Annotated in this window: 17 protein-coding genes; 12 read left to right on the plus strand and 5 right to left on the minus strand. The window is 40.1% G+C overall.

The features are described 5' to 3' along the window. The first annotated feature begins 415 nt into the window (after window positions 1–415). Window positions 416–2,245 (plus strand): serine hydrolase domain-containing protein, encoded by a 1,830-nt coding sequence (locus OCI93_RS02460; protein WP_261625695.1) that lies wholly within the window; start codon window positions 416–418, stop codon window positions 2,243–2,245. A 27-nt stretch (window positions 2,246–2,272) separates the two neighbouring features. On the opposite strand, the gene OCI93_RS02465 is transcribed toward OCI93_RS02460, so the two are convergent. After that, window positions 2,273–2,824, minus strand: a complete 552-nt coding sequence (locus OCI93_RS02465) for a GNAT family N-acetyltransferase (protein WP_261595266.1) — start codon at window positions 2,822–2,824, stop codon at window positions 2,273–2,275. Window positions 2,825–3,157: 333 nt separating this feature from the next. Then, window positions 3,158–4,315: a helix-turn-helix domain-containing protein gene (locus OCI93_RS02470; protein ID WP_261595267.1), complete on the minus strand. Its 1,158-nt coding sequence runs from the start codon at window positions 4,313–4,315 to the stop codon at window positions 3,158–3,160. A gap of 682 nt (window positions 4,316–4,997) precedes the next feature. Here OCI93_RS02470 and OCI93_RS02475 point away from each other — a divergent pair. The 8 genes from OCI93_RS02475 to OCI93_RS02510 all read left to right on the plus strand — a co-directional run bounded on the left by OCI93_RS02475 (window position 4,998) and on the right by OCI93_RS02510 (window position 17,453). After that, window positions 4,998–5,612: a hypothetical protein gene (locus OCI93_RS02475; protein ID WP_261625696.1), complete on the plus strand. Its 615-nt coding sequence runs from the start codon at window positions 4,998–5,000 to the stop codon at window positions 5,610–5,612. 660 nt (window positions 5,613–6,272) lie between these two features. Continuing rightward, entirely contained in the window at window positions 6,273–8,726 is a 2,454-nt protein-coding gene (locus OCI93_RS02480; RefSeq protein ID WP_261625697.1) for a penicillin acylase family protein, read from the plus strand. A 213-nt stretch (window positions 8,727–8,939) separates the two neighbouring features. Continuing rightward, window positions 8,940–11,366: a PAS domain-containing hybrid sensor histidine kinase/response regulator gene (locus OCI93_RS02485; protein WP_261625698.1), complete on the plus strand. Its 2,427-nt coding sequence runs from the start codon at window positions 8,940–8,942 to the stop codon at window positions 11,364–11,366. A 505-nt stretch (window positions 11,367–11,871) separates the two neighbouring features. Then, window positions 11,872–12,525: an ABC transporter ATP-binding protein gene (locus OCI93_RS02490; RefSeq protein ID WP_261625699.1), complete on the plus strand. Its 654-nt coding sequence runs from the start codon at window positions 11,872–11,874 to the stop codon at window positions 12,523–12,525. After that, complete coding sequence (locus OCI93_RS02495; protein WP_261625700.1) at window positions 12,509–14,926, plus strand: FtsX-like permease family protein; 2,418 nt, start codon at window positions 12,509–12,511, stop codon at window positions 14,924–14,926. The genes OCI93_RS02490 and OCI93_RS02495 overlap by 17 nt, the downstream gene beginning before the upstream one ends. A 1-nt stretch (window position 14,927) precedes the next feature. Further along, on the plus strand, window positions 14,928–15,980 hold the full coding sequence (locus tag OCI93_RS02500; protein ID WP_261625701.1) for a lipocalin-like domain-containing protein: 1,053 nt from the start codon (window positions 14,928–14,930) through the stop codon (window positions 15,978–15,980). Window positions 15,981–16,036: 56 nt separating this feature from the next. After that, window positions 16,037–16,432 carry an ACT domain-containing protein gene (locus tag OCI93_RS02505; protein ID WP_261625702.1) on the plus strand — a complete coding sequence of 132 codons (396 nt, stop codon included), beginning with the start codon at window positions 16,037–16,039 and terminating at the stop codon, window positions 16,430–16,432. A gap of 187 nt (window positions 16,433–16,619) precedes the next feature. Continuing rightward, the gene (locus OCI93_RS02510) at window positions 16,620–17,453 is read left to right on the plus strand and encodes a DUF6279 family lipoprotein (protein WP_261625703.1); all 834 of its coding nucleotides are present in this window, start codon (window positions 16,620–16,622) and stop codon (window positions 17,451–17,453) included. Window positions 17,454–17,551: 98 nt separating this feature from the next. Here OCI93_RS02510 and OCI93_RS02515 read toward each other — a convergent pair whose 3' ends face one another. Both OCI93_RS02515 and OCI93_RS02520 read right to left on the minus strand, forming a co-directional pair. Continuing rightward, a complete protein-coding gene (locus tag OCI93_RS02515; RefSeq protein ID WP_261625704.1) occupies window positions 17,552–19,957 on the minus strand; it encodes a DUF2309 domain-containing protein in 2,406 nt (801 codons plus the stop codon). 10 nt (window positions 19,958–19,967) lie between these two features. After that, the gene (locus OCI93_RS02520) at window positions 19,968–21,503 is read right to left on the minus strand and encodes an NADH-quinone oxidoreductase subunit L (protein WP_261625705.1); all 1,536 of its coding nucleotides are present in this window, start codon (window positions 21,501–21,503) and stop codon (window positions 19,968–19,970) included. Between the two features lie 98 nt (window positions 21,504–21,601). Here OCI93_RS02520 and OCI93_RS02525 point away from each other — a divergent pair, with 98 nt between their 5' ends. Then, the gene (locus tag OCI93_RS02525) at window positions 21,602–22,489 is read left to right on the plus strand and encodes a LysR family transcriptional regulator (protein ID WP_261625706.1); all 888 of its coding nucleotides are present in this window, start codon (window positions 21,602–21,604) and stop codon (window positions 22,487–22,489) included. A gap of 181 nt (window positions 22,490–22,670) precedes the next feature. Next, window positions 22,671–23,438 (plus strand): alpha/beta fold hydrolase, encoded by a 768-nt coding sequence (locus OCI93_RS02530; protein ID WP_261625860.1) that lies wholly within the window; start codon window positions 22,671–22,673, stop codon window positions 23,436–23,438. Window positions 23,439–23,466: 28 nt separating this feature from the next. Here the strand turns inward: OCI93_RS02530 and OCI93_RS02535 are convergent, their stop codons facing one another. Continuing rightward, window positions 23,467–24,300 (minus strand): VC0807 family protein, encoded by an 834-nt coding sequence (locus tag OCI93_RS02535; protein WP_410007611.1) that lies wholly within the window; start codon window positions 24,298–24,300, stop codon window positions 23,467–23,469. A gap of 277 nt (window positions 24,301–24,577) precedes the next feature. On the opposite strand from OCI93_RS02535, the gene OCI93_RS02540 reads away from it, so the two are divergent. Next, complete coding sequence (locus OCI93_RS02540) at window positions 24,578–24,736, plus strand: hypothetical protein (RefSeq protein WP_261625707.1); 159 nt, start codon at window positions 24,578–24,580, stop codon at window positions 24,734–24,736. Window positions 24,737–24,752: the final 16 nt, after the last annotated feature.

The following is a 24,752-nucleotide window of genomic DNA, read 5'->3' on the forward strand; positions in this document are numbered from 1 at the left end:
GTGCTATTTATTTTCACTAGGAAAGCACTAGGGTCTGTTGATCTTTGAGGTATGAATTTTTTTCAAATCAAAGGCATTCATTACGCGAAATGAGCAATGCAGCATAATAGTTTATGTCAGTTGCGATGTGTATTTCACATTCGCTTCACAGCGACCTTATTAATCTTTGGCAATAAAATATAATGAACTTACGCACGAGCCTCAGTAGGCAGCGTAATGTAAAAAATTAATAACTTGATTTTTATACTAATTTTATTGAAAATTTGATCATTCTAGCGAGCTAAATGACTTATTAACTGCGTTTAAAAGGCTCATGTAGAATAACGACATACCGATTTTTTGTCTGTTTGTAAGCTATTTATTTGTCGCAATGTCTCGTCATTTATTTAATGCAATTGGTACTATAAGGAAGAAAATGCCAAATATTGTGATGTACCCAGTGCTACTATTTATTTTGTTCACTTCTTATGTGAATACTTCTTTTGCTGCAGCGAATAGTACATTTGAAAGTAAAATATCGGGTGTGTTAACAAAAGAAAACTTAGTGGGGATCAGCTGGTCTACCATTGTTGATAATCAAATAGAGGTGGGCGCTGCAGGTTATGCCAATATTGCAGATTCTCAACCAATGCAAGTTACAACGCAGATGCATGTTGGCTCGGTTACAAAGTCTGTATTAGCCGTGGGTGTATTACGCTTGATCACACAAGGGAAGTTGTCATTAAACACCAATGTAGAATCTTTACTTCCTGAGCTAAATTTTATCAACCCGTGGGGTGATACTTCTCCTATCAGGGTCAAGCACTTACTTGAACACACCGCAGGCTTGGACAATATCAGAATGTGGCAATTTTTAAGTACGAAGCCATCACCCAATATGCCTTTAAAGGGGGCTTTCCCAGCTGATGATCCAACCTTGTTGCGTGTAAGAACTGAGCCTGGTACACAATATGTTTATTCAAATATGGGTTATAACTTACTTGGGATGGTGATAGAACGTGTAACATCGGTACGGTATGAATATTACTTAGATACGGAACTATTAAAGCCTATAGAAATGGATGACAGCACTTTTGAATTTGTGAGCCAACAGGGTATGAATGCAAGCTCCTTATTGGCAATGGGTTATCACGAAAATAATGTGCAACAGCTTGCGGTTCCAATGTATGCAAGAGCGGCTGGGCAATTCACAACAACAGCACAGGACATGATAAAATTTATCGCGTTTTTATTAAGTGATGGCATGTTGGACGGTGAGGTGTTTATTGCCTCACACCTTATGGCAATGCTATCACTACCTAACAAAACAGATGCCCATAATGCAGGGCTAAATATAGGACATGGTTTGGCGCTGGCAGTTCGAGATAGGCATGGGGTTGTTGGCATGTGTCATCCAGGTACTACATTTGGTTTTCGCGCTTATATTTGTATATTTCCTGAAGAGAATAAAGGCTTTTTTTACACAATTAACACCGACAGTGAAACCGCAGACTATGAAAAATTTAATAAGTTGTTTATCGAGAAATTGGCTGTGGCGTCTGCACCTGTCGTTTTACCTAGCGGTGCTGAGCAAGAGTTAGAGAATTTAACAGGAATTTACTTTCTGGCACCAAATAATAGAGCAGAATTTGAGTTTGTTGACATGATTTTTAACTTTATTTGGGTTGCGTCTGCAAATGACCACTTAACGCTAAAATCGTTGCAAAGCAAAGATAAAATACTGCTTCCATTAGGTGATAATCTATTTAGAGACATTACTCGAGCACAGCCATCACACGTTGCATACGTTAATGATGATGAAGAGCTCATGCTAAGTAATGGCCTTAAAACATACCAAAAAGGCTCGTTAATAACTGTGGTCTTTTACTGGCTTAGCTTAGCGCTTGGAATACTTGGTCTAACATATCTTGTATTGACTGGGTTATTTAGAACATGCACATGGGATAAAGAAAAGCTGTATGGTACTGGTTTGGTTTTATTAAATATTCTGCTATTTATATTGCCGGGATATTTATTTACAGAGCAATCATTTTTAGAGTTTGGAGACATTACACCAGCAAGTATCTCTTTAGCTATTTTGTCAGGGTTATTACCTATCTCTGTGTTGGTATCACTTTATGTTTGTTATCAAAAGAGGCCGTTGCGTAAGGTGCAAAAATTTGATTCGGCGTCACTCGTACTGCTGTTACAGTTGTGCATTGTGCTGTTGTACTGGAATCAACTGCCGATTATATTTTGGCAGTAATGAACTTTGACTTGCTATCGTAGATAGTCAATATACAGCATTGTTTATTAAATCTGCTGGCGAATTCCAGCGATAAATATACTCTTTAGTTTTGTTGTTACATGGTGTGAGCCAAAAACCTGACCCTATGTTCTGTGCGCCTTTTGACTCATAAAATGCAATCGCTTTGGGGTTGCATGCAAGTACTTCAAGATATAAGCCTTGGGTTTGATAGTGTGCTAGTGCCCACTTTGAGGCAGCAGATAGTAAACTTGAGCCTACGCCTAGCCCTTTAGCTTCAGGCTTTACATGCAGGTTATCAATCAGTGTGCCAAACTTAGGGTGGTTGTTACCATACAAACAAATAAAGCCGCAAAATTCATTATTAATTTGTGCAATTAAAACAAGCTGATTGATTTTTGGGTGGTTTAATCTAGTTAGCCAAATTTGTTTACGTTCGTTAAAAACAGTATCGCGTAAGTACTCTTTGGATATCGCAGTTCTATAGTTTTCTTGCCAACTCTTAGCATGCAGTGTGGCAATCAAAAGAGAGTCATCTGGGTTGGCTGCTCTAATTTTTATAGTGTGTGAGCTATCCATATGATTTACTACCTCGTTAAGGCTTTGTTAGCAGACAACACCAGCACATAAGGAAAAATCAGTGCCATCTGTTGCTTGCTCGTACTCATTAGCTATTACGTAATGTCACATTTTTTAAATCTAATATTCAAAGGCTTAAAAAGATATTCTCTCAACATAGTGACATAATTTAATACCAGTTTTTATTAAAACATTGATCATTTTAGCGAGCTAAATGACTCATGTAAAATAACGAGATACCAAATTTTTTGCTTAGTTACTAAGCTATTCATTATCGCATTATCTCGTGAAATCAATAGCTTAAACTTGATAAACTATCGTAATAAGCACGAATTAACCTATTGTTTGCTCATTTGATAGTGAGTTAGCTTGGCTTCTATACGCGGTAGGAGTGGCACCCGCTATTTTCTTAAATGCAGTGTTAAAAGTAGATTTAGAGTTAAAGCCTACGTCATAGGCAATTACTGATACCGTTTTATTTGTACTAGTAAGTAAAGACATTGCCTGTTTTATTCTATAGCTATTCACAAACTGGAAGAAGTTAGTATGTAAGCACTGAGAAAAGGTTTCTGAAATATGGTTTTCACTTACAGAAATGACATCTGAAAGTCGCTTTAAAGAGAGCTCTTCTTCTAAGAAAAGCGCCTCTTCACTCATTGCATTTTTTAACTTGCTGGCAATGAGGGCCATAGTTGCTTCATCTAAGGTTGCAGTTCGTGGCTGTTTGCTTTGGGGTTGTCCTTTATCTGAATCGCTAAGTAAGGGTTGTTTCAAGGCGAAGTGGCAAAAGATCACCAATACTAAGGCTTCAAAGAGATGCAAAATAGCCCCAGAGCCAAACCAAGTCCAACCAATAAAGCTAATGCCATAATCAAGCGAAAAGAACAGCCATACAAAACCCCACAGCACCAAGACTGTTTTAAACCAGTTCATAGAGCGCTTTTCTATATCTGAAAATCGCTCCATTAATTGTAAGCAGTGCTGATTTTGCAACTTAAATGTGGCAGCTAAATAAAGACCAGTGAACACTATAAACGTACACATGCTAAACACACAGGTAAACACCGCTATTTTAAATAGCTCGGGATCTCGTGTGGCAGGGTTGGCCATAGCAAGTTTTTCATCTGAAGTGATGCCAAAAATGAAAGGCAACATGCCAATAATGACAATTACAGGACCAAGCAACGCTAATATGTGGGCTTTTTTTGGCAGTGCTTTCTCAGGTGACATGGTTGCAAAAGCATAAAAGTACAAGGCTGGTCCCAGCAGCATCCTAATTGGAAATTGCAAGCCAGCTAATGCAGGTGCATATTGATAAGCTCCTGAATAAATAAACAACTCTCCAATAATATGTACCAGCAGTAAAGCTAATAATCCTATGAGATATAGGGACTGTTTGTGCTTATCTCTACTTGCTACATCAACTAAAGCAAATATAGTCATGCCCATCATGCTGGAATAAATCACGGTGGGTACAATATCAATACTCAAGAATGTGGCCTCAGTTTTAATTTTTTATTAGCAATATATTCATGATGTTATACTACTTTACAGCCTTAAGCCATATAAAGTTAATGGGTACTATATCCTTTGACTTGCACGGTTGTATCTTAAACCTTTAAAGCCCGTAGTACAAATGACACTTACAATTTGAGATGACGAAGATCGTTATCTCAGATTATATACTGTTAAAAGAATATGCTTTTAACGGGGGTTGAATCTTACTTTACTCACACATGTTAGCTCATTGATTTTGGTATTTTTCAATAAAATAAAAAGCTTAGCTTTTTTGTTGGGTTTCATTTCGCTTGATTTTACTATGTATGTACTTAGGTGGAGTTTACTTTTTGACGATTTATTCAGCGTTATTGGTTAACACACATAGATAATGGTGCGACGAAACTTTTGCAGGGAAGGCTAGCCTTGCCTAAACCATGACTCACAGCTGTAAAAAACAACGACCTAATACCAAGTTTAGAGAAGGATTTTGAAGTAGCCAATACTTTGCCATTTACATTACCTGCAATCCAAGGTCCAAAATGAGCAGTATAATTTTATTGGACAAATAAAAATGAAATTAAAACGTTCAAATAGGCCCATTAAGACGATTAAAGCGCTTTGTTAAGGCAACTTACATATCATTATTTTAAAGGAAAACCTTACGGAGCAAACAATGAGCAAAGCGATGATTTATAACAATAGGCCTACACAATGGGATGCAAAGCTTTTTCTTATCGCAGGAGTTTTTATGCTGGTTAACACCGCCTGTTTATGGATACGGGCTTATTCTGACTACCAGTTGTCAATTTTATGGGCCGCAGTTCCTGCAATAACCGCTTTATCGGCCAGTATCTTTGCACTACTTAAGCTATATAAGCGTGTTGCTCCTCAAGCGCCAAAATTAGCATTAAGTGGTGCAGGGTTTGCTTTAATAGCGGGTGCAGCTTTAGTTTTAGCTGCTGTATGGATTTTCATCACATCAGTATTTGGCAGTGGTATATCCGATTCGCCTCAATTAGGGTTGAGTTTATTGACCGGTGTATTTATGGTTGCGATGGTGATTGCATTTTTATGTTATGGCATCGCATGTTTGTTAGTTAAAAACATGAGTCGATTAGGGTATTTGTTATTTGCGCCCGTTGCATCATGGACAGTGATGCTACTAGTTGGGTTGTTAAAGGGCTTTGAAGTGGGGCTGTCACTTGATTTTTATACCAATGCAATTATTGGGATCGCTTTTTTAGCCATCGGTATCCTTCTTAAAGCCCCGTTACGCTCAAGAATATAAGAGTAAACAAGAATTTAAAATTCAAAATACCTAGTTTTAAGCGCTTAGTTAAGTTACTTAGCCCTCTAATTTGCGTTGCTTTTATACTGTAATAGCTGACTATAACAGTATAAAAGCGGCTTGATATTGAACAAAGTATCATTCATTGAATGATACTTTGTTCAAGTTATTAAGCATTTACTATTTTAAAACCCTTATCCAAACCTGTGATTATTTAGTTGGCAATACTTTTTATAAGTCATTTGCGGTAAAAAACTGATTCACTAAGAACTCCACAGCGGCGCTTAAGTGGTTATGTTTTTCTCAACAGGGATCTGCAGTCATAGGTATATGTGAAGTTTATTAATGACTGTCAATTTTTTATATCCATAAAGTAGGATGCAGTATTGTTTACTGAAAGTAATATTAAATCTTACTCATCAGTGTTTGTGATTTTAAATTTTAATTTAAAAAATGTTAACTTTAGGTTTTTTACTTTATTTAATCATGGCTTCATTGAATTTACTTAGCTTAGTGTGCCACTACTTTAGTTTAATGTTAATGCAAATAAACTCCCCGTAATATGAAATTATTAATTTAATAAAGCATATGTAATCTAAATTAGTATGAATATCGATTTGCATATTTTCTACATACATTAACGTTAAGGAGAAACATTGAATGAAACGACAAACTAAAATAGGTATTGCTATGTTAATGGGTTTTTTTCCATTAACCGCTGCTGCGAATAATAGTGCCGCACCTAAAGTGCCGCTAATTGAATCGACCGTATTAAAAGCGGAGCAGTTAAGCGCACCTGCAAAAATACAAATCGACAAGTTTGGTATTGCGCATATTACAGCTAGCAGCGACAGCGATGTGTATTTTGCACAGGGCTTTAATATAGCAAGAGAAAGGCTTTGGCAAATAGATTTGTGGCGCAGGAAAGGGTTGGGCCTTTTGTCACAGGCATTTGGTCCAGCCTTTATAGAGCAGGATAAAGCCAGTCGATTATTTCTTTTTCGGGGCAACATAAAGCATGAACGTTGGCAGTATGGTTTTGAAGCAGCGACAGCCCTTGAAAGCTTTGTAACAGGAATAAACTACTATATTGATCAGATAGATGCGGGCACCGTGGCGTTGCCTGTAGAATTTAGCCTTTTAGAGTATCAGCCAGCGAAATGGCATGCGGATGATATTTTAAAAATTCGTAGCCATGGCTTAAGTCGAAATGTTAATAGTGAAGTCACACGCGCAAAAATGGTTCGTGACTTTAGCCTTGAATTGGATGCTTTACGGGTAAAACTTGAACCTGAGCATAGTACAGCAGTACCTGATGGAGTTAGCTATGACTCCTTGCCTGATGATGTGCTTAAGTTATACACGTTGGCAACATCAGGGGTAAGGTTTTCTTCACAGCAAATTCAAGCAGCCTCAACATCACTGCCTGCAGGACAAGCTGTAAAAGCCTTGTTACAACAAGTGGAAGATGAGGCATTGACCGCAAGTGCTCAAAGGCAGCTTGGCAGCAACAATTGGGCAATATCACCGTCAAATACAAGCACCGGTCGTGCAATTTTAGCCTCTGATCCACATCGGGTAAATTCAGTGCCATCTGGTCGTTACGCCGTGCACTTAAAATCTGACACGATGAATGTGATAGGTGCTGGTGAACCTTACATACCCGGCGTTTCACTCGGTCATAATGGTCATATTGCGTTTGGCTTTACGGTTTTTTCTGCAGACCAAGAAGACTTATATTTCTATGATCTTAACCCGAATGATAAAAATACTTATCAATACCGCCACTATTGGCAAAACATAGAGACTATTACGGAAGCAATTCCGGTAAAAGGGCAGCAAGATGAACTTGTTACTTTGGAGTTTACACAGCATGGACCGGTGATTTATCGTGATGATGCTAATAATGCACTCTATGCCATTCGGGCTGCGTGGCTAGAGCCTGGGATGGTGCCTTATTTAGCGAGCTTAGAGTATCAAAAAGCCCGAAATTGGTGGCAGTATCGCCGTGCACTTGGGGCATTTAAAAACCCATCAGAGAACCATGTTTTTGCTGATATACAAGGTAATATTGCATTAAAGACAGCAGGCTATGTGCCATACCGTGCAAATTGGGATGGCTTATTGCCGGTACCGGGTAATGGCAAGTATGAGTGGACATGGCGTATTCCAATTGAATTTTTACCTTTTGAGTATAACCCTAAGAAAGGTTGGGTTGCCTCTGCCAATGAAATGAATTTTTCATCAAGCTTACCATTTCATATTGGATACGAATGGGCGGGTGATTACCGTTTTCGTCGCATCGAAGAAGTGCTTGATAATAGCAATGAGCACGGTATTGATGATAGCTTAGCACTGCAAGCAGATACGTACTCGATTCCCGCTACAGAACTAATTGCAGCAATTCCACTTGCCAGTATTTCAAATTCTATTGCACAACAGTTATTAATTGACTTGCAACTATGGGACAAGGACCTTACGGCATCTTCCACTCAAGCGCATTTTTTTAGTGTTTGGTGGCATCGTTACTTACGACCAAGCATGCTTAGTATGTTAGTGCCAACCGAAGCGTTCGCGTATTTAGCGGATTTGTCTAGTTTTGGTGACCAAGCCGAGCTACTTGATATGGTAAAAAATGCATTTAATTCAGAAGCGGTGTTGAGCAAAGCGCAAATGACAAACTTAGTGACACAAACTTTACTGGCATGTGCAGCAGATGCTGAAAATTTAACGTCTCAATGGGGGCAAAGTCATGCGGCAAGGTTGGTTCACCCTATTACGCCGTTACTGCCAGCACCATTGCAAAGCTATTTCAACCCATGGCAAAATCTGAGCCGAGGAGGCTCCATGGATACCGTTAACGCAAATTGGCATGCCTATAACTTAACAGGCAACTTTTCAACTGTTGCGGGCACAACGTGGCGAATGGTAATTGATGTGGGTGAGTGGGACAACTCAAAAGTGATGAATGCCCCAGGACAATCGGGCAATCCTAGTAGCCCATTTTACCAAAACCTTGCTAATGAATGGGCTGCAGACGGCAGTATTCCACTGTATTACTCAAGTTCGCTAATTGATGAGAATACTGTACAGGAAATACAGTTGCGTCCATAAATAAACATTTCTATTTAGGTCAGCTTAAATAGCTGACCTTTTTCGCTTTTTATTTTTGCCATTTGTGGGGGGTCCATATCATACCTCAAGACACATATAGCCAAAAATAAGGTAATGCTATAAAAGGGTTGCTAATTTATATTGACCAAGATAGTGCTTTTGACAATACTAAAGTGAAATTTTTAATCATATACGTCAGTCTCAAGGTTGCATATGTCAGGTAGACACCAAAAGAGCTTGGAACAAGAAAATAAAGAACTAAGAACGCAGCTGGCTAGCGTGTCTTCTGAAAGAGATAAGTATAAAGCACTTTTTGATACCTCAGGTGATGCATTATCGATTATTGACCTAAATTCAGGTAAGTTTGTTGAATGCAACCAATCTGCAGTAAACATGCACGGTGTTTTAGATAAAAACAACTTTTTGGACCTTTCACCTTCTGATATTTCACCGCAATATCAGCCTTGTGGTAACCCTTCTGCAGTATTAGCCAATGAGTATATCGAAAAAGCTTTTACTGAAGGACCCCAGCTATTTCAATGGCGTCATTCTCGGCTTGATGGTTCTATTTTTCCGTGTTTAGTTTCTTTAAGTGCATTTCAAATACAAGGTGAGAACCTAATACTTGCGATAGGCAGAGATATATCTGAATTAATGGCAACTAGAGCGCTATTAGATGAGGCTCAGTCAAGCATCGAGCGCTACAAAAAAGCGTATCAACAAGAGAAAGAAAAATTTGAACTCTTTGTTAATTTAGCACCAATTGGTATTGCTATTAATGCTATGAAAGACGGCGCTTTTCATTATGTGAATAAAGAGTTTGGTAGCATGACGGGGTATTCTGTTGATGAATTAAATAGCATGGATTACTGGGCGTTAACACCTCGAAAGTATGAAAAACAAGAGCAGGAGCAACTTTGTGATATGCAAGAAAAAGGGCGCTATGGTCCATATCATAAAGAGTATATTCATAAAAAAGGAAACCACTTTCCGGTGTTATTGTCTGGCATAATGATAACCGATAGTAATGGTGATGATTTTATCTGGTCAGTAGTTCAAGATACATCGCAACAAAAAGAGGCGGAAGCAAAAATACACAAAGCTAGGGAGCAAGCTGACTCTTTTGCTTTTAGAATGCAGTTGGCAAACGATTCTGCTGGTATTGGTGTGTGGGAATGGGATCTCATATCAAATGAGCTCATTTGGGATGACTGGATGTTTAAGTTGTATGGTGTGCCGAAAAGCCAATTCTCAGGGGTGTATGAATACTGGGAACAGGCTGTGCACCCTGATGACATAACCTATGCAAAGGCGTCACTGCAAAGAGCACTTACTGAAAATACAATTTACGATCCAGAGTTTAGGGTTATTCATCCAAATAAAAACGTAAGAACATTAAAAGCCAGTGCTGAAGTGATTAAAGACAATACAGGCAAACCGATAAAAGTAATTGGCGTTAATTATGATGTAACGGATAAAATTAATGCGATTGAGAAACTAGAAGCGGCTAAAAAAGAGGCCGAGAATTCAGCTAAAGCAAAAGGCGAATTTTTAGCAAATATGAGCCATGAGATCCGCACTCCAATGAATGCAATTTTAGGCGGCTTACAGTTACTACAAAATACCGAATTAAAACCTGATTTACGCAAAGTACTCGATAATGCAGCCTTTTCAGCTAAGAGCCTACTGACAATCATCAACGATATTTTGGATTACTCGAAGATTGAGTCAAATAAGATTGAGCTAGAGTATGCGTCCCTTTTACTGTTGGATGTTATAGAGTCAGTTAAGTACGACCTCGATTCGTTGATAAGTAATAAAGGCATAGATTTTATCGTCTCAGTTGAAGAAAATTATGTGGATGGTTGGGTTGGCGATCTGGTTAGGATAAAACAGATACTGTTAAATTTGACCTCTAATGCGGTTAAATTTACTCATCAAGGTACTGTTAAGATTAAGCTCAGTTGCATTGCATATAAAAATGAGCAAGCGGTTCAAATAAGCATTAAAGACTCAGGTATTGGCATGAGTTCAGAGGTTCAAGCACGCATATTTGATCGATTTTCACAAGCAGATACTTCAACGACAAGGCAGTATGGCGGTACGGGCTTGGGAATGTCTATCACGCTGAGTTTAGTGAAAATGATGCAGGGTTCGTTAAAATTAGCCAGTGAACTTGGTCGTGGCACTATGATTGACGTTATATTGCCACTTGCTAGAGCATCAAATAAATCAGAGATGACGTTCAAAAAGTCACTTAACCCGCCTGATTTAAAAGGGAAGTATGTGCTTGTTGCAGAAGATAACAAAATAAATCAGATACTTATATCGACCATGTTGAAAGGTACTAAAGCTGAACTTGTGCTTGTCGACAATGGCGCTTTAGCTGTTGATGCTTTTAAAGAACAAAAATTTGACTTAGTCTTAATGGATATCAATATGCCTATCATGGACGGCGTTCAGGCACAACACGAAATTAGCCTGATCAATCGCGCAACTCCTGTTATCGCCTTGACTGCAAACGTTATGGTTGAAGATGTTAATCGTTATTTAGAACAAGGCTTTAATGCTCACATACCTAAACCTATAGACTTAAATATTTTGTATGGCGTTTTGTCTGATTATATAAAATTAGAGTGATTTGGAAAATCTTGTATGTTGCCCAAGTGTGATAAAAATAGGCAAGGCCAGTAAGGTCATTTGCGTTTATTGATAAAGACTTTAAACGTATAGGTAAGAAATAGTTAGCTGAGCTATATGCTTTGTTAATGTGCCGATAAGTTGTTATTAAGAGGGCCGTTCTTTACACATTATTGGCTTTGAGGTTACGTTGATACTCATCGGTCAAAATAAGTCGAATGCAATATCATCTAAATAAAGCACTTCCAGCGATACCTGCTCCCACAATTAATACACGCATGTGCAATGGCCTTATATATTTGATGAAATACGAGTTTGTATAATATGGGCTAGACAATAGGGTGTTTTTTAGTTGCTGACAAGTGATTTGTATTGAGATAAACAGTGTGCCGTTTTTATAGGCACATAAGAGCTTTAATAAGCGATATACATTGCGCCTTTTAGAGGCAAGTGTTTATTTATTCAGCGCAATGTTAGACTTTGTTCATAGCTTAAAGGAGATATCGTGATAGAAGTATCAAATTTGTTTTTTAGCCGGGCTGATGGGGGTGAAAAGCATACTATTTTTAATGGACTCACTCTTGATGTACCTCAGTCGCAGCATTTGGCTTTATTGGGTGACAGTGGTTGTGGCAAGACCACTTTATTGCATATTCTTGCTGGGCTCCTCAAGCCCGACAGCGGCTCGGTTAAAGTAAATGGCTTAGAGTTATCTCAGTTGAATGAGCAGCAATTGGCATTGTACCGCCGTAAAATTGGTCTTATATTTCAGCATTATCAACTGCTTGACTGTCTAACGGTAAAGCAAAATATTTTATTTCAGCATAACTTGAACTTTACTGATCAAGTGCCTGCACAGTTTGATGAACTGGTTCAAAAGTTGGGTTTATATAATAAATTAAGCGCGTTGCCCCATCAGTTATCTGGGGGAGAGCAGCAGCGTGTAGGGATTGCCCGAGCCATTTTGAATAAACCAAGCATTATTCTTGCTGATGAGCCTACCGGGAACCTAGATCAGCAACGCTCTCATCAAGTGGTTAAATTGCTGATGGAGTTATGCCAAGCACGGCAAATAAGTTTAGTAATGGTAACGCATAGTCACCAACTCACTGACTACTTTGATAATGTGAAAGTGCTAAGAGATGGTCAGTTTGAATAACGAGATAAAATTAGTTATTGCGACACATATCGCATTTTATCGCCGCCATCCTTGGCTGCTAGCATTGTTTGTGTTGGGTTTTAGCTTGGGCAGCGCATTGCTCACAGCAATTACAGGGTTAAATCAAGAAGCAAAAACGCGTTATGAGCACTCTTCTGCTTTAGTAAACAGCCCGGTGTCTCATATTGTAAAGCCGCTTATTGGTCAATCTTATATCAATGGCCAAATATGGCTATCGTTACGCAGACATGGTTTTGTTAATGCTTGGCCTGTGCTACGAGGAAATTTAACCACTGAAAACGGACAAAATATAGCGATACAGGGTGTGGATACGTTGCAGTGGATAACTATGTCCAACAATATGCCCAATCAATTGCAGCAACAAGCAGGTAAAGGGCAACCTGATGCCGAGTTTTCTTTATCAACATTGTTAGTAGACTCGCAGTTTAAACCTCGCCTTTATAGTGACTCTGAAAATCGGATTGAGTTTAATTTTGAGCATGAACAGGGGCAGCCTGATATTCGTTTTCAAGAGGGCATAGGGCTTTGGGCGATTACTGATATTGCTTATGCGGATCAACTACTAAATGCTCAAGGAAAGCTGAGTTTCATTGAGCTGTCAGATTTATCGCAAGAACAAGCCGCTGTTGCTAAAAAGCTGCTTGATGGCAAAGCTCAGTTAGTACGTGCTGATCAGCAAAATTTTGATGTGTTATCTCAAGCTTTCTTTTTTAATTTAAGTGCATTAGCCATGTTAGGTTATGTGGTGGCGGCATTTTTAAGCTTTAATGCAATTAAGTTGACACTCAGTGCAAGAGAAAAACTGCTAACACAAATGCATTTATTGGGGTGTACCAAACTCGGTATATCAGTCAGTCTAGCAATTGAATTAATCGCTTTGAGTTTGCTAACTGCTTTGCTGGGTACATTGGGTGGTTTTGTGATTGCTAATGCGCTAGTTATTGATGTTAATCGCACTTTAGTTGGATTATATCAGCTTGATAAGGCATTGGTTGTTAGTTGGCAGTGGTTTAATGTATTACTGGGGTTTGCTCTTAATTTAATGGCATTTGTTGTGATGTTGGTGGCGCAAACTAGGCGCTTTGCACAACAAAGTAACGCTTTTTTTTACCTGATATTAGTGGTTATAACTGCGTTGCTTATTTGGCTAAGCCTGTTTGCACATACTGAGTTTCAAGCGCTGGCATTATGTTTGTGTTTAATGCTGTTGTTTGTATTGTTAGTACCAAAATGTTTAAGGGCTTTGCTTTGGATACCTCTTTCGCTAACTAACCCACTTTATCAATGGTTACATGCTGATACTCGCACACATCTTAAAGATTTACATATCGCTATTGTGGCAATTTTAGTGGCCTTGGGTAGCGCCATTGGTATGCAAGTGATGGTAAAAAGCTTTAGCGAAACGCTTAATGCACACTTAGAAAAACAACTCAGCGCCGATATTTACTTGCCTCTAAAAGCGCAAAATGATGCCCTTGTCAGTGAGTTAAAAGCACATTCACAGGTTGCACTATTGAGTAGTTACTTGCAAAGCGAGGGGCGAGTGGGCACTCAACCAACCAAGTTGGCCAGTTATGGTAAAAACGCACAGTTTTATCAACATATTTCGATGACAACGGGTGAGCGGGTAAGCATCGAGCACTTCAAACACAATGGTTGTTTAGCTAATGAGCAAAGTGCAATTAAATATGGTGTTGAACTAGGTAAAACACTGACATTTGTACAAAATGAACAACATTTCACTTGCCGTGTTAGCGGTTTTTTTTACGATTATGGTAACCCAAGTATGTCGTTGTTAACGCTTGAAACGCGAATGCGAGAAAGTGGCCTACATAGCGTTTTTTATGGCTATGCAATAAAGCTTGCTAGTACCACTTCTGTTGCCCAGTTTAGCGAATATCTTGTCAATGAGCTGCATATTGATAGCACACAAATTACACCTAATCAGCGCTTTAAAAGCATTGCCAAATCATTATTTGACGATACGTTTGTCGTGACTAAAGCGCTCAATGGCTTTATTTTAGCCATTGCACTGGCAAGCTTATGCACCAGCCTACTTAGTCTCAGTGCACAGCAATTAAAGCAGCTCGTGGTGCTTAGAAATTTAGGGGTAACACGCCAACAAATGCTGGTTATGAAGCTACTACAAACGGCGGGTATTGTTTTATTTACGGCCTGTTTTGCGATTCCATTAGGTTTACTATTAGGCATGGCGTTACTGGAGTTTGTGATGCCGATAGCATTCGGTTGGACGATTTATTTTAGCTTAGATGTGGGCGCACTACTTTTAACCTGCCTAACGCTGGTGTTGGTCGCTGTGGCATGCGCGTACTTGCCTGTCGCTAGATTAACGCAACTGTGTGCAAAGGAGCGCTCATAATATGGTTTCAAAGTTGTGGCTAATATTGCCATGTGTATTACTGTGGGCATGCCAACCAAACCAACCAAACCAACCAAACCAGCATGCTTGGCATTCAGCGCAGGGAGCTGTGGTTAAAAAAGGGGTGCCTTTGGTGTTTCCAAAAGATCATGGCCCGCATGTGGAACAAGGTATTGAGTGGTGGTATGTAACCGCTAATTTGCAAAGCGAAAGTGGTGAGAGCTTTGGTGTGCAATGGACGTTATTTCGCGCGCTATTACCAAGTAAAATAAATTCCCCTTGGTGGGATAATAATCTGTATTTTGCTCATTTTGCCGTTCAACACAAACAACAGCATAAAGCCTACGAACGCTTTGCCCGTGCACAGCAAGCGCAAATAAGCAGCGTGCCATTTAGTGCCAAAATTGATGATTGGCATTTAAGCAGTGTAGGTGAAGACTTTTTACCCCTTCGACTACAGGCTGTGTATGAGGGGGAGGGCGTTGATTTATCATTAAGTAACAGCCCAATTACCTTGCATGGAGAGCAAGGCTATAGTCAAAAAACGCAAAGTGGTCACGCGTCGTATTATTTTAGTTACCCGTTTTTAGACGTTAATGGCAGTGTAACCTTTGCCGGAAAGACTTATAAAGTGACTGGCAACGCTTGGTATGACAGAGAGTGGTCAGCCAGTTTAATTGATAAACAGCAGCTTGGTTGGGACTGGTTTAGCTTGGTCAGTGACACACCAAATAAGCAGGGCTTAATGTTGTTTTGTATTCGCGGCAAAGCGCAAAATTATGAGTATTGTAGTGGCACACACATAGCAAAAGATGGTCAGACTAGCGCTATCCCTAAAGCGCATATTTCCTTGTCAGTACTTGAACATATTAAGCTTGATGGCAGCCAATATCCGAGTAAATGGCAAGTTACTCTAAAAGGTCACAAGCCAATCGTTATTGAAACGGTAACAAAAGATGCGCGAAACAAGCTGATATTTCCATATTGGGAAGGACGTGTGACAGCAACGGGTGGCTTTGAAGGAAAAGGGTACGCTGAGCTGACTGGCTATTGAGGATTCACGCGTAATTATTACGTATTTAAAAAATTAATGAACAAATAGAGGTCGTAATGTCAGGAGAAACTAACTTAGCCATATTACTTAGCACCATGGAGCCTGAGCTTTTGGATGAGGAGTATGTGTTTATTAGTGTTGCCGGTGGTCAATATGGCGATGCCGCACAATTAAGCCCAAAGGCGATGTTTTTGGAGCAAGAAGGCATGACGCTGGTGGTTAGCAAATCTATGGCTGATCAATTTAATTACTCCTATGAGTCGGTATTTAAATGTATTACGTTAAGCGTCCATTCAAGCCTTGATGCAGTTGGTTTAACCGCTGCTTTTGCAAATAAATTGGCAAGCTATGATATCAGTGCAAATGTCATAGCAGGTTTTTATCATGACCATATTTTTGTACAAACTGAAAAAGCATCACAGGCTTTGGCTGCATTAAAGTCTGTGCAATAAGGCATTTGTAACAAAAAGTACTCACTATATTTTGCAATAATTGCTACAAACAGTGAGTTTGCAAGCATATTTGAGTGTGATAAACACCAAATGTATTGCATTGACATATTTGTAGACATTTTTTTAATCCGTTTTTGCAAAGCACAGGTATAGACTAATAGCCATTAAGTGCTTTAGAGGATTAAAAATGAAAAAAATAATAATATTGCTCGCGTTACTCACCATTGCAGGGTGCTCAACAAAGTTTGCCTATCGCAATGCAGACTGGCTGACTTACTGGTATGTAGATGATTATATTTCGTTGACAGATGAGCAAGAGGAGCACTTTGATGAGCATTTGCAGCAATGGTTAAGCTGGCATAAAAGTGAAGAACTAGATAAGTATGTGGCTCAACTAAATGAAATAAAGGCGGATGTCGAAACGGGTAATATCTCTGCACAGCGTATTGAAAGCCTGCAAAATAAAATGCGCTCTCACTGGGTTCGACTAAGAGATAAATTAACACCTGACTTGGTGGCCATGGCACCCATGCTTACTCAAGAGCAAGCACTTGAGTTGTTCGCACAGTTGGCTGAATCAGAATTAGACAGCAAAGAAAAACGAGACAAGCGCTCAGCTAAAAAGCGCAAGAAGCGTTGGTTGAAAAATCGAGAAAATAACTTACAGCGCTGGTTAGGTAATTTAAGTGACGAGCAAGAAAATATGATTGTCACATTGTATGATAAGCAAATGACAACTGCTGAATTGTGGTATCAATATAGGATTGACTATCAAGCGCAACTCAAGGCCTTGTTTATGCAGCCAAATAGAGATAAAGAATTTGAAGCAAGGTTATTAAATTTATTGAGTGAGCCAGAACAATTGAGATCTGCTGAACTAAAACAGCGCATTGCCCACAATAGGCAACATGACTACCAATTTTTAGCTGATATTTTCAGTACTATGTCTGATAAGCAACGCCGTCATTTAGTTGAAGAGCTAGAAGACCTTATTGATGACTTAACATCGCTAAAAAAATAATCGATACACGAGGGTGTTTAACTTCGTTTTTTTCATTTGATTGAGAGCAAGCAGCGCAATAAATACCTGATATTTATTGCGCTGCTGATAGTGTTATTTTAACGCACTTTCCACTTACCATTAGACCATTGTTGCAGGCCTGTATTTGACCATTGCCATAAGTAAATCCAACCGTTATCAATAAGCTGTTTCACGTCTGGGTGTTTGTTAATAATGTGCTCAAGGGCGGTTTTAGATGCGCGCACGACCACGGTGAGTCGCATCGGTTCGTGCATCCATTCATGACCATTGTGTACTGATTGTAAAGGCAAACCTACTCTTAGGTCACCACCTTGTCCTTCAAATACACCGATATGCCCACCTACCGCGTTATGCAGCACTTTGTTACCACTGCCTAGTTTATCTGGTGCGGTGACCGAGGCATTATATTGCATATTTATCCAGTTGGTGACCAGCATCGGCGCGGTAAGTAGTAACTCTAGGGTGCTGCCGTCTGTATCAAGAGATTCGTCATATGAGTGCAAAAATGTGCGGCCATTAAAATCTGTGGCACGCGTTAACTCACGCGGGCCGATAATAAATGCACTGTTATTTGCAAGCCCCCATTCTGGGCGCGTTTCTGACCAATCAAGTTGGCGGCGATTTAGTGTGTGCGGTAACGATTGTATATCTTGCTCATTAGCTTGTGATTGACTTATCGCACGCTCTTTTTGAGTGGCGATGGTAGCTTGGTTAAGCCACTGGCTTATTTGCTCTCTTTCTTGCGATAACAAGGTTACCTCATCCGTGGTGGTATTGTGTATCGCGGGAGTGAAACGGGTCGTGTTTGGTAGGGCAACATGCCTGTTAGCAAGCTCGTTACGCACATTTTCATCATTTAGCAGCGCGCACAGAACGCGTACATTTACTTCACCACTTTGGCCACCACATGCGCCGCAATCCAAACTTGCGGCATGTAAGTTGTTTTCGTTGTGACTAGCATGGCCCACCAAAAGTACCACCGGGGCGTAGGTTTTAAAGCCGAGCAAGTGCAGTACTTTTTGTGCTAAATCTGCTTTTTGTGCCGTGCTTAACTCAAGTCCCTCTTGCTCTATTAGCCAGTCATCAGTTTGACCTACCGCGCACAGTACCTTGTTAGATTTTTTTGGGTAAATGGTGCGTTTAATAATATTGACCAATGCCAGCCACCCAGCACTTTCAACGATTGGTAGAGAGCTTGCTGGATGTTTAAATACCTGATCCCAGCTACCAGCTTGGTGGCCAGATGAAATTAGCGAATATGGTGTATTTATCGGAGATACTGATAGCACTGGTGCGAGCGACCCCGGAAGTTGCGGCCGCTTTAAAGGGTTATCTTTTAGTTTAAGCTCTATAGGTAGGCCAAAAAAGCCCGCAAACCCATGTGTTTCAATATGTGCGTCTTGACGCTCTAAATGGCGACGTAAAACTTCTGAACGCACATCAATACAAAACACTGCCTGTAGTTGCGTACTTTGTTGGGGGTTTTGAGGCGCTGGAGTTTGCAGCTTTTTAGCCAGCGCTGTTTGATACTCAATTTCTTTGGCACGCCACCAAACAAATTGATAACTTTGATGTTGAGCAATAGCCGATAAACGTGGCTCAAAATGCTCAAGTGCAAATTGCCAATGCTGGTTAGTTTGAACAAATTCAGCGCTGTCTTGCTGTTGCAGGTGTTCAAATAAAACCAGCTCCCACCCTAATTTAATTGCAATAAGATCTAAATGCCATGCGGCTGGTTTACCATACAGGTTGGCTTGCCAATTTAGATAGGCAACCCAGCTGGCCCAACCATTTAGCTGCAACAATAAATTTTGCGCGTAATAAGGCCATGCTTTATTGGGTAGTTCAAAAGCCTGTTCACATTGGCTGATAAGTGCTTGGGCAGACTCAGGTAAGTCTGCATATTTTTTATGCAGGGCCTTAATGTCAAGTAGCATAGACAAGCCTTGATCTTGCGCTACAAAGTTTTGATATTGCGAATATAAATGTCCAGAGAGTTGCTGTGATGGTTGGCTGTCATGGTGCTGAAAATACCATGCACAAAATTGGCTAATATGTGAGTTTAACTCTTGTGAAATGCTCAACTGAGTATTGCTACTTTGCTGCTCCACATAAGATGTAAAAGAAATATCATGGCGCTCAAGTGTCGCGGTGTTGGTTGATTCAATAACAAACTGACTAACACTTAAATGCTTAAGCGTTGGATGAGCTTGTAGTGCTTGCTCTATCGCCTGTGTTGAAATGTGACCTTCATGATATTGCACTACATAATGCTTGCAGGGCCAAAGTAAGTCTATATTGCTGGTGGCTTTGAGTTGAGTTGCTACTTGCTCAATGGGCATATCACGCATTTGCCAGTAAGGGTTAACGGCTATCATTTGATCAAGCGGCCAACTCGGTGCAACTTGTAGACTGACGTTTTGCAGTGTTTCAAGCAATGCAGGCGTTTTTGATAAGTGTGCTGTATTTAACGCAGTATTCATCGTCAAGTCCTTATTTGGCATTATGTGAGTGTGTCATATTCGCAGGTGTTAAGTTGATAGGCCACACGCGTTGGGTAAAGCGGGTAAACCACTCATCAAGATACAAGCCTGCAAAAAAGGCATTTTGCAAACCAGAGGTTGCGCCATTTTTTTGCTTTTTGCTTAAGGCTTGAGTGAGTACAAGCAGTGCAATAACAATAATTATTAAGTACATATCAGCCCAAATACTCACAGTTTTTACTTCGGGTAAACCAAACCAGCTGCTGGCAAATAATTTCCAAGTAACAATGAGTGCAGTCATCAGTACAGCGCCTGCCAGTGCCACAAGCTGGTTTTTGATGGAGTAAGCTTGTGTGTATATATGAAGACTTAGCCCAATACCGAGTAATAGCCACAGTGACCAAGCACTATGTACCAGTAATGAAGCGCCGAACACCAACATACCACCGGCCATGGCACTTAAAGCCAATCGGGTGTAAGAGTGGTTATTTTGCTGCGCGAGTAATACATGTTGATATTGCTGTACGGTGCTACCGGCAAATAAAAAGGCATGCGCTTTGTAAAGCGAATGGGCAACAAGGTGCAATAGCGCCAGTTCATAAAAGCCCAATGCACATTCAACCAGCATAAAGCCCATTTGGGCGCTGGTTGACCAAGCAAGCTTAACCTTAATACTCACGCGGGTTTGCATGATAAGCGCGCTTAACAACAAACTGATACCCGCTACCCCCAGCAGTAAGCTATTTGCCAACGGGCTTTGCTGCATAACCGGGGAAAATAATATTAATAAATAACCGCCTAAATTAATGACGCCAGCATGTAACAAAGCACTGACTGGAGTGGGTGCATCCACCACTTGAATAAGCCAACCATGAACCGGCAATTGTGCGCATTTAAGTATGGCTGTGAGTGCGATAAAACACGCTGCCAAGGTAAGACTCGTTGATGGTGCGAGGCCACCTGTTTGTAGCATGTTTAAAATGGTGGTGATATTGGCGCTACCTGCCTGTTCGTAAAGTAGCCAAAATGCCAATGCTAGGCTGAGCTCACTGATACGAGCAATAATGAATTTTTTATGAGCAGCGAGTTGGGTTCTCGCTCGGTTAGGGTAAAACACCAGTAATCTGTGCAAAGAGAGGCTGATTAACACCCAGCCAAATAGCAATAGCAGTAAATTATTAGCGAGTACGGTGATTAATACCGCCGATAATGTAAGTAAAAGCCAGCGATAGTAATAACCAAGACGGGGTTCGCCATACATATATTGGCGACTAAAGCGCGTGACGACAAATCCTATCCCCAGTACCAACGTGGTGATCACCCAAGTTAAAGGGGTTAAACGCCAAAGATCAGGAGTAATACTCGTCGACGAAAATAGTGAAATAGCAGCCAAGACAGCAAAAGATGTAATACTTATTTTCAAGCACAGCAGCGCTTTTTTAGCAATAAGGGTGTCGTTTTGTACAGTCCAGCCAGACCAAAAGCCAATTATCATTGGTGCAAGTGGCACCAGTAGTAATAATGCAGTTACAAAATACTCAAGCATGCGGTGTCTCCATCAATAGTGACCACATTGTGCCCGAATGTACTTGATAAAATAAAATACATATATTTTAATCAAACGTTCTAAATAAGAGAACATTTATGAATAGACTTAACTACCATCATTTGTATTATTTTTGGCGAGTTGCCACGCTTGGTAACTTAACTCAGGTAGCCAAAGAGCTGCATTTATCACAATCGGCATTGTCTACGCAAATTCGCTCATTAGAGCAGCGCTACGGTGTAAAGCTATTTGATAGAGTGGGTCGTACGTTACGCTTAACGGATGCTGGACAACGTGTTTTGACGTATGCACAAGATATATTTAGCACCGGTGATGAACTTGAGCAGTTACTAAAATTTGGGGTGGTATCAACTAAGCAATCTATTTCGATAGGGGTGTTAACGCATTTGTCACGAAACTTTGTTGAAGGGCTTATTGCGCCGTTACTGGCAGCGCAAAATATACAGCTTAAGCTCTCAAGCAGAGGGTTAGTGAATTTACTCGATGGCTTGATAAACCATGAGTTTGACTTTGTATTGACTAATCGTATGGTGGGTAACGACAACAACCAACAAGCTTGGCAACATCAGCTGTTGCGTCGTCAACCCATCTCAATTGTTGGGCCAAAAGGCCAAAAACCGACCAAGCCCTTTCCGCAGGGTTACGAGGGAGTTAATTGGGTTTTACCCGCACCCAATACAGAAGTGCGCTCAGCCTTTGATTCTATTTGTGCAATAAACCAATACAAAGCAAATATTTTAGCTGAGGCAGACGATATGGCGATGTTGCGTTTGTTGAGTCGTGATAGTGGAGCGTGCGCTGTATTACCGCCATTAGTGGTATTAGATGAGTTAAAAAATGGTAGCTTAGAAGAGTATCAAGCGTTGCCCAGCTCCTTTGAGCACTTTTATGCTATTTCTTTACCTAAAAAGCAGCACTCTGATGCGGTGCTTAACTTGCTAAAATCAAATGATGCTGATGTATAGCACATCATTTGATTTTAAAGTATTCAAACAGCGAACGGTATTTAAGTTGTAAATAGTAATAATAAACTTAGGTTTAAAACTCTAAATGCATGAAATAGAAATAAAATAGTAATAATAAAGCTGGTAATACTCTGCTGTTTTATGGGACATTGAGAGTAATAAATAATCAGGGAGTGATGTGATGATAAGTCGTCAGGGGTTTGAGTATGCTTTAATGGGGTTTAAAAAACCGTCAATTGTTTTTCTTAATGGTTTTAGGATGAAGTTTGATACTTGGAACCAAGTACATACAATCCTCAGTGATAGGTACGAAATACTGCTTTATAATCGACTCAGTGTTGGGCAATCAAAAAAAGCACTTCAACATCAATTGGGTAAAGTGATTGTAGATCAGCTCAGAGACTTATTAGCCGAACTTGACATTACGCCGCCTTATTTATTAGTTGGTCACTCACTGGGTGGGCTTTATGCAAATTTATATGCCCGAACATACCCTGATGAAGTGTCTGGTGTGGTGTTTGTTGATGCGCCTCATCCAGAAGAAATTGCCGCGCAGCGCCTATTTACTGCGCCTTTGCCACTTCGTGTAATTAATGAGGGGGTAAAAAAGATTGAAAAGCTATTCGATAAGTATAAACACTCTGAAGATGAGTGTATTGATGAAACCGTGTTGCAAATTACCCAAGCTGGCGACTTTCCAGCCATTCCTGTGGCGGTACTATCAGGGGCCAAAAAAATGCCATTTGTACCACAAGCAGCGTTTGATATACATTTAGAGTATCAAAAAGAGTTACTTAAACTAGCACCATACACCACACAGTATGTGTGTAATGAGAGTGGGCATTTTGTACAAGTAACTGAACCAGAAGTCGTCATTGCAGCCATCGATAAGATGGTGCTTGAATTAGCTCAAAATGAGCATGATATTTATAGGAGCGTTGCTCTTTAATGCAAGAGCAACTGTATTAACGTGATGTTTATTGTTCAATCAACATTTCTTCAACCTTTAAGCCGGTGAGCTTTTTAAGAGAAGAAAACAAGTAATAGAGCGCTAAAAAGAACAAGATCATACTGGGCACCATAATCACTGGATAACTAATTGCTGTCATGCGGCCTAGCTCATTATTGTATGCCTCAGTGCCTGCTGGGCTTACCACAATCATTTTCGCTAATACGTAATTAAGTACTGACGATAAAAAGAACGACCCAGCTAAAATATTAGACGCTACGATTTGCACTTTGGGTAACTTACTGGTGTTGCCTTTTTGCTCTAGCGCGTTTTCAATTTTGGGAATATCCATTACCTTATCGTTAAACAGCATGGTTTTAAGCAATGGGTATTTGGTGTACTGGCTGACAATAATCGCCACACCAATGAGCCCGGGGATCAAGGCTTCTTTAATGGCAATATACTTTGCGTCAAGCTCCAATAGGCTAATGCCGCCCGTCATCAATACTGAAATAATGCCCAGCCCCGAGATAAAGTTAAACTTACCGGTTTTATTGCGCTCCCACAGACCAAAACCAATAGGAAATATTAGTGCAATAATCACCCCAAGCGTTGGCCCTAAGTACTCAGCCCCAGAAAAGCGGGTTAAAATTACCACAGGAATAATAATGTTAAAAATAAGCTGGCTAAAAAAGCCCGTTGGTTTTTGATTGGCTGACGACACACATGCCTCGGTGAATTTAAATAATAATAGTTTGAGTGTACGGCAAACAGGTGGGGCGCGGCAAACAGTTGCGGTGGTAAATTTGTAGGCCGGTTGGGCAAAGTGCGTCTCGTTTAAGATAAGTTGGGGTTTAGACATTTAGTCTTGAGTTTTTAGCTAAGCGTAAAGACGTAAGCACTTGACCAACCAGTCACACTTATTAACTAATTTATTTGTCGAACAGGCAGTGAGAAAGTAACATAACTTGACTGATGCGATAAATGTTTTGTCGTATTAGGTACGAGAATATTAATATTTTCATATAAACCAATCCTTTGCGCGTAAATCAAACGAAAATCAATGTTGCCAAGTTGTGTACACTGGGTTAATATTGGCCGCAGAGGTGAGGGGTATATGCCTACACATAAGGATTAGGATGATGAAAGCCTCAATGAAACTAACAATTAAATCAAAGAAACTGAAAGAACTATCGAAAGAAAATGCGCAGCAGGTTGGCGGGGCGACTCTCAAAGGTGGTGAACCTCAACAAGCCGCCGGCGCTCATTGGCCCACTCTTTATAGTTGCGTTTGCTAGGAGTTAAATATAAGGA

The organism is Pseudoalteromonas holothuriae (assembly GCF_945859825.1).
GTDB lineage: Bacteria > Pseudomonadota > Gammaproteobacteria > Enterobacterales > Alteromonadaceae > Pseudoalteromonas > Pseudoalteromonas holothuriae.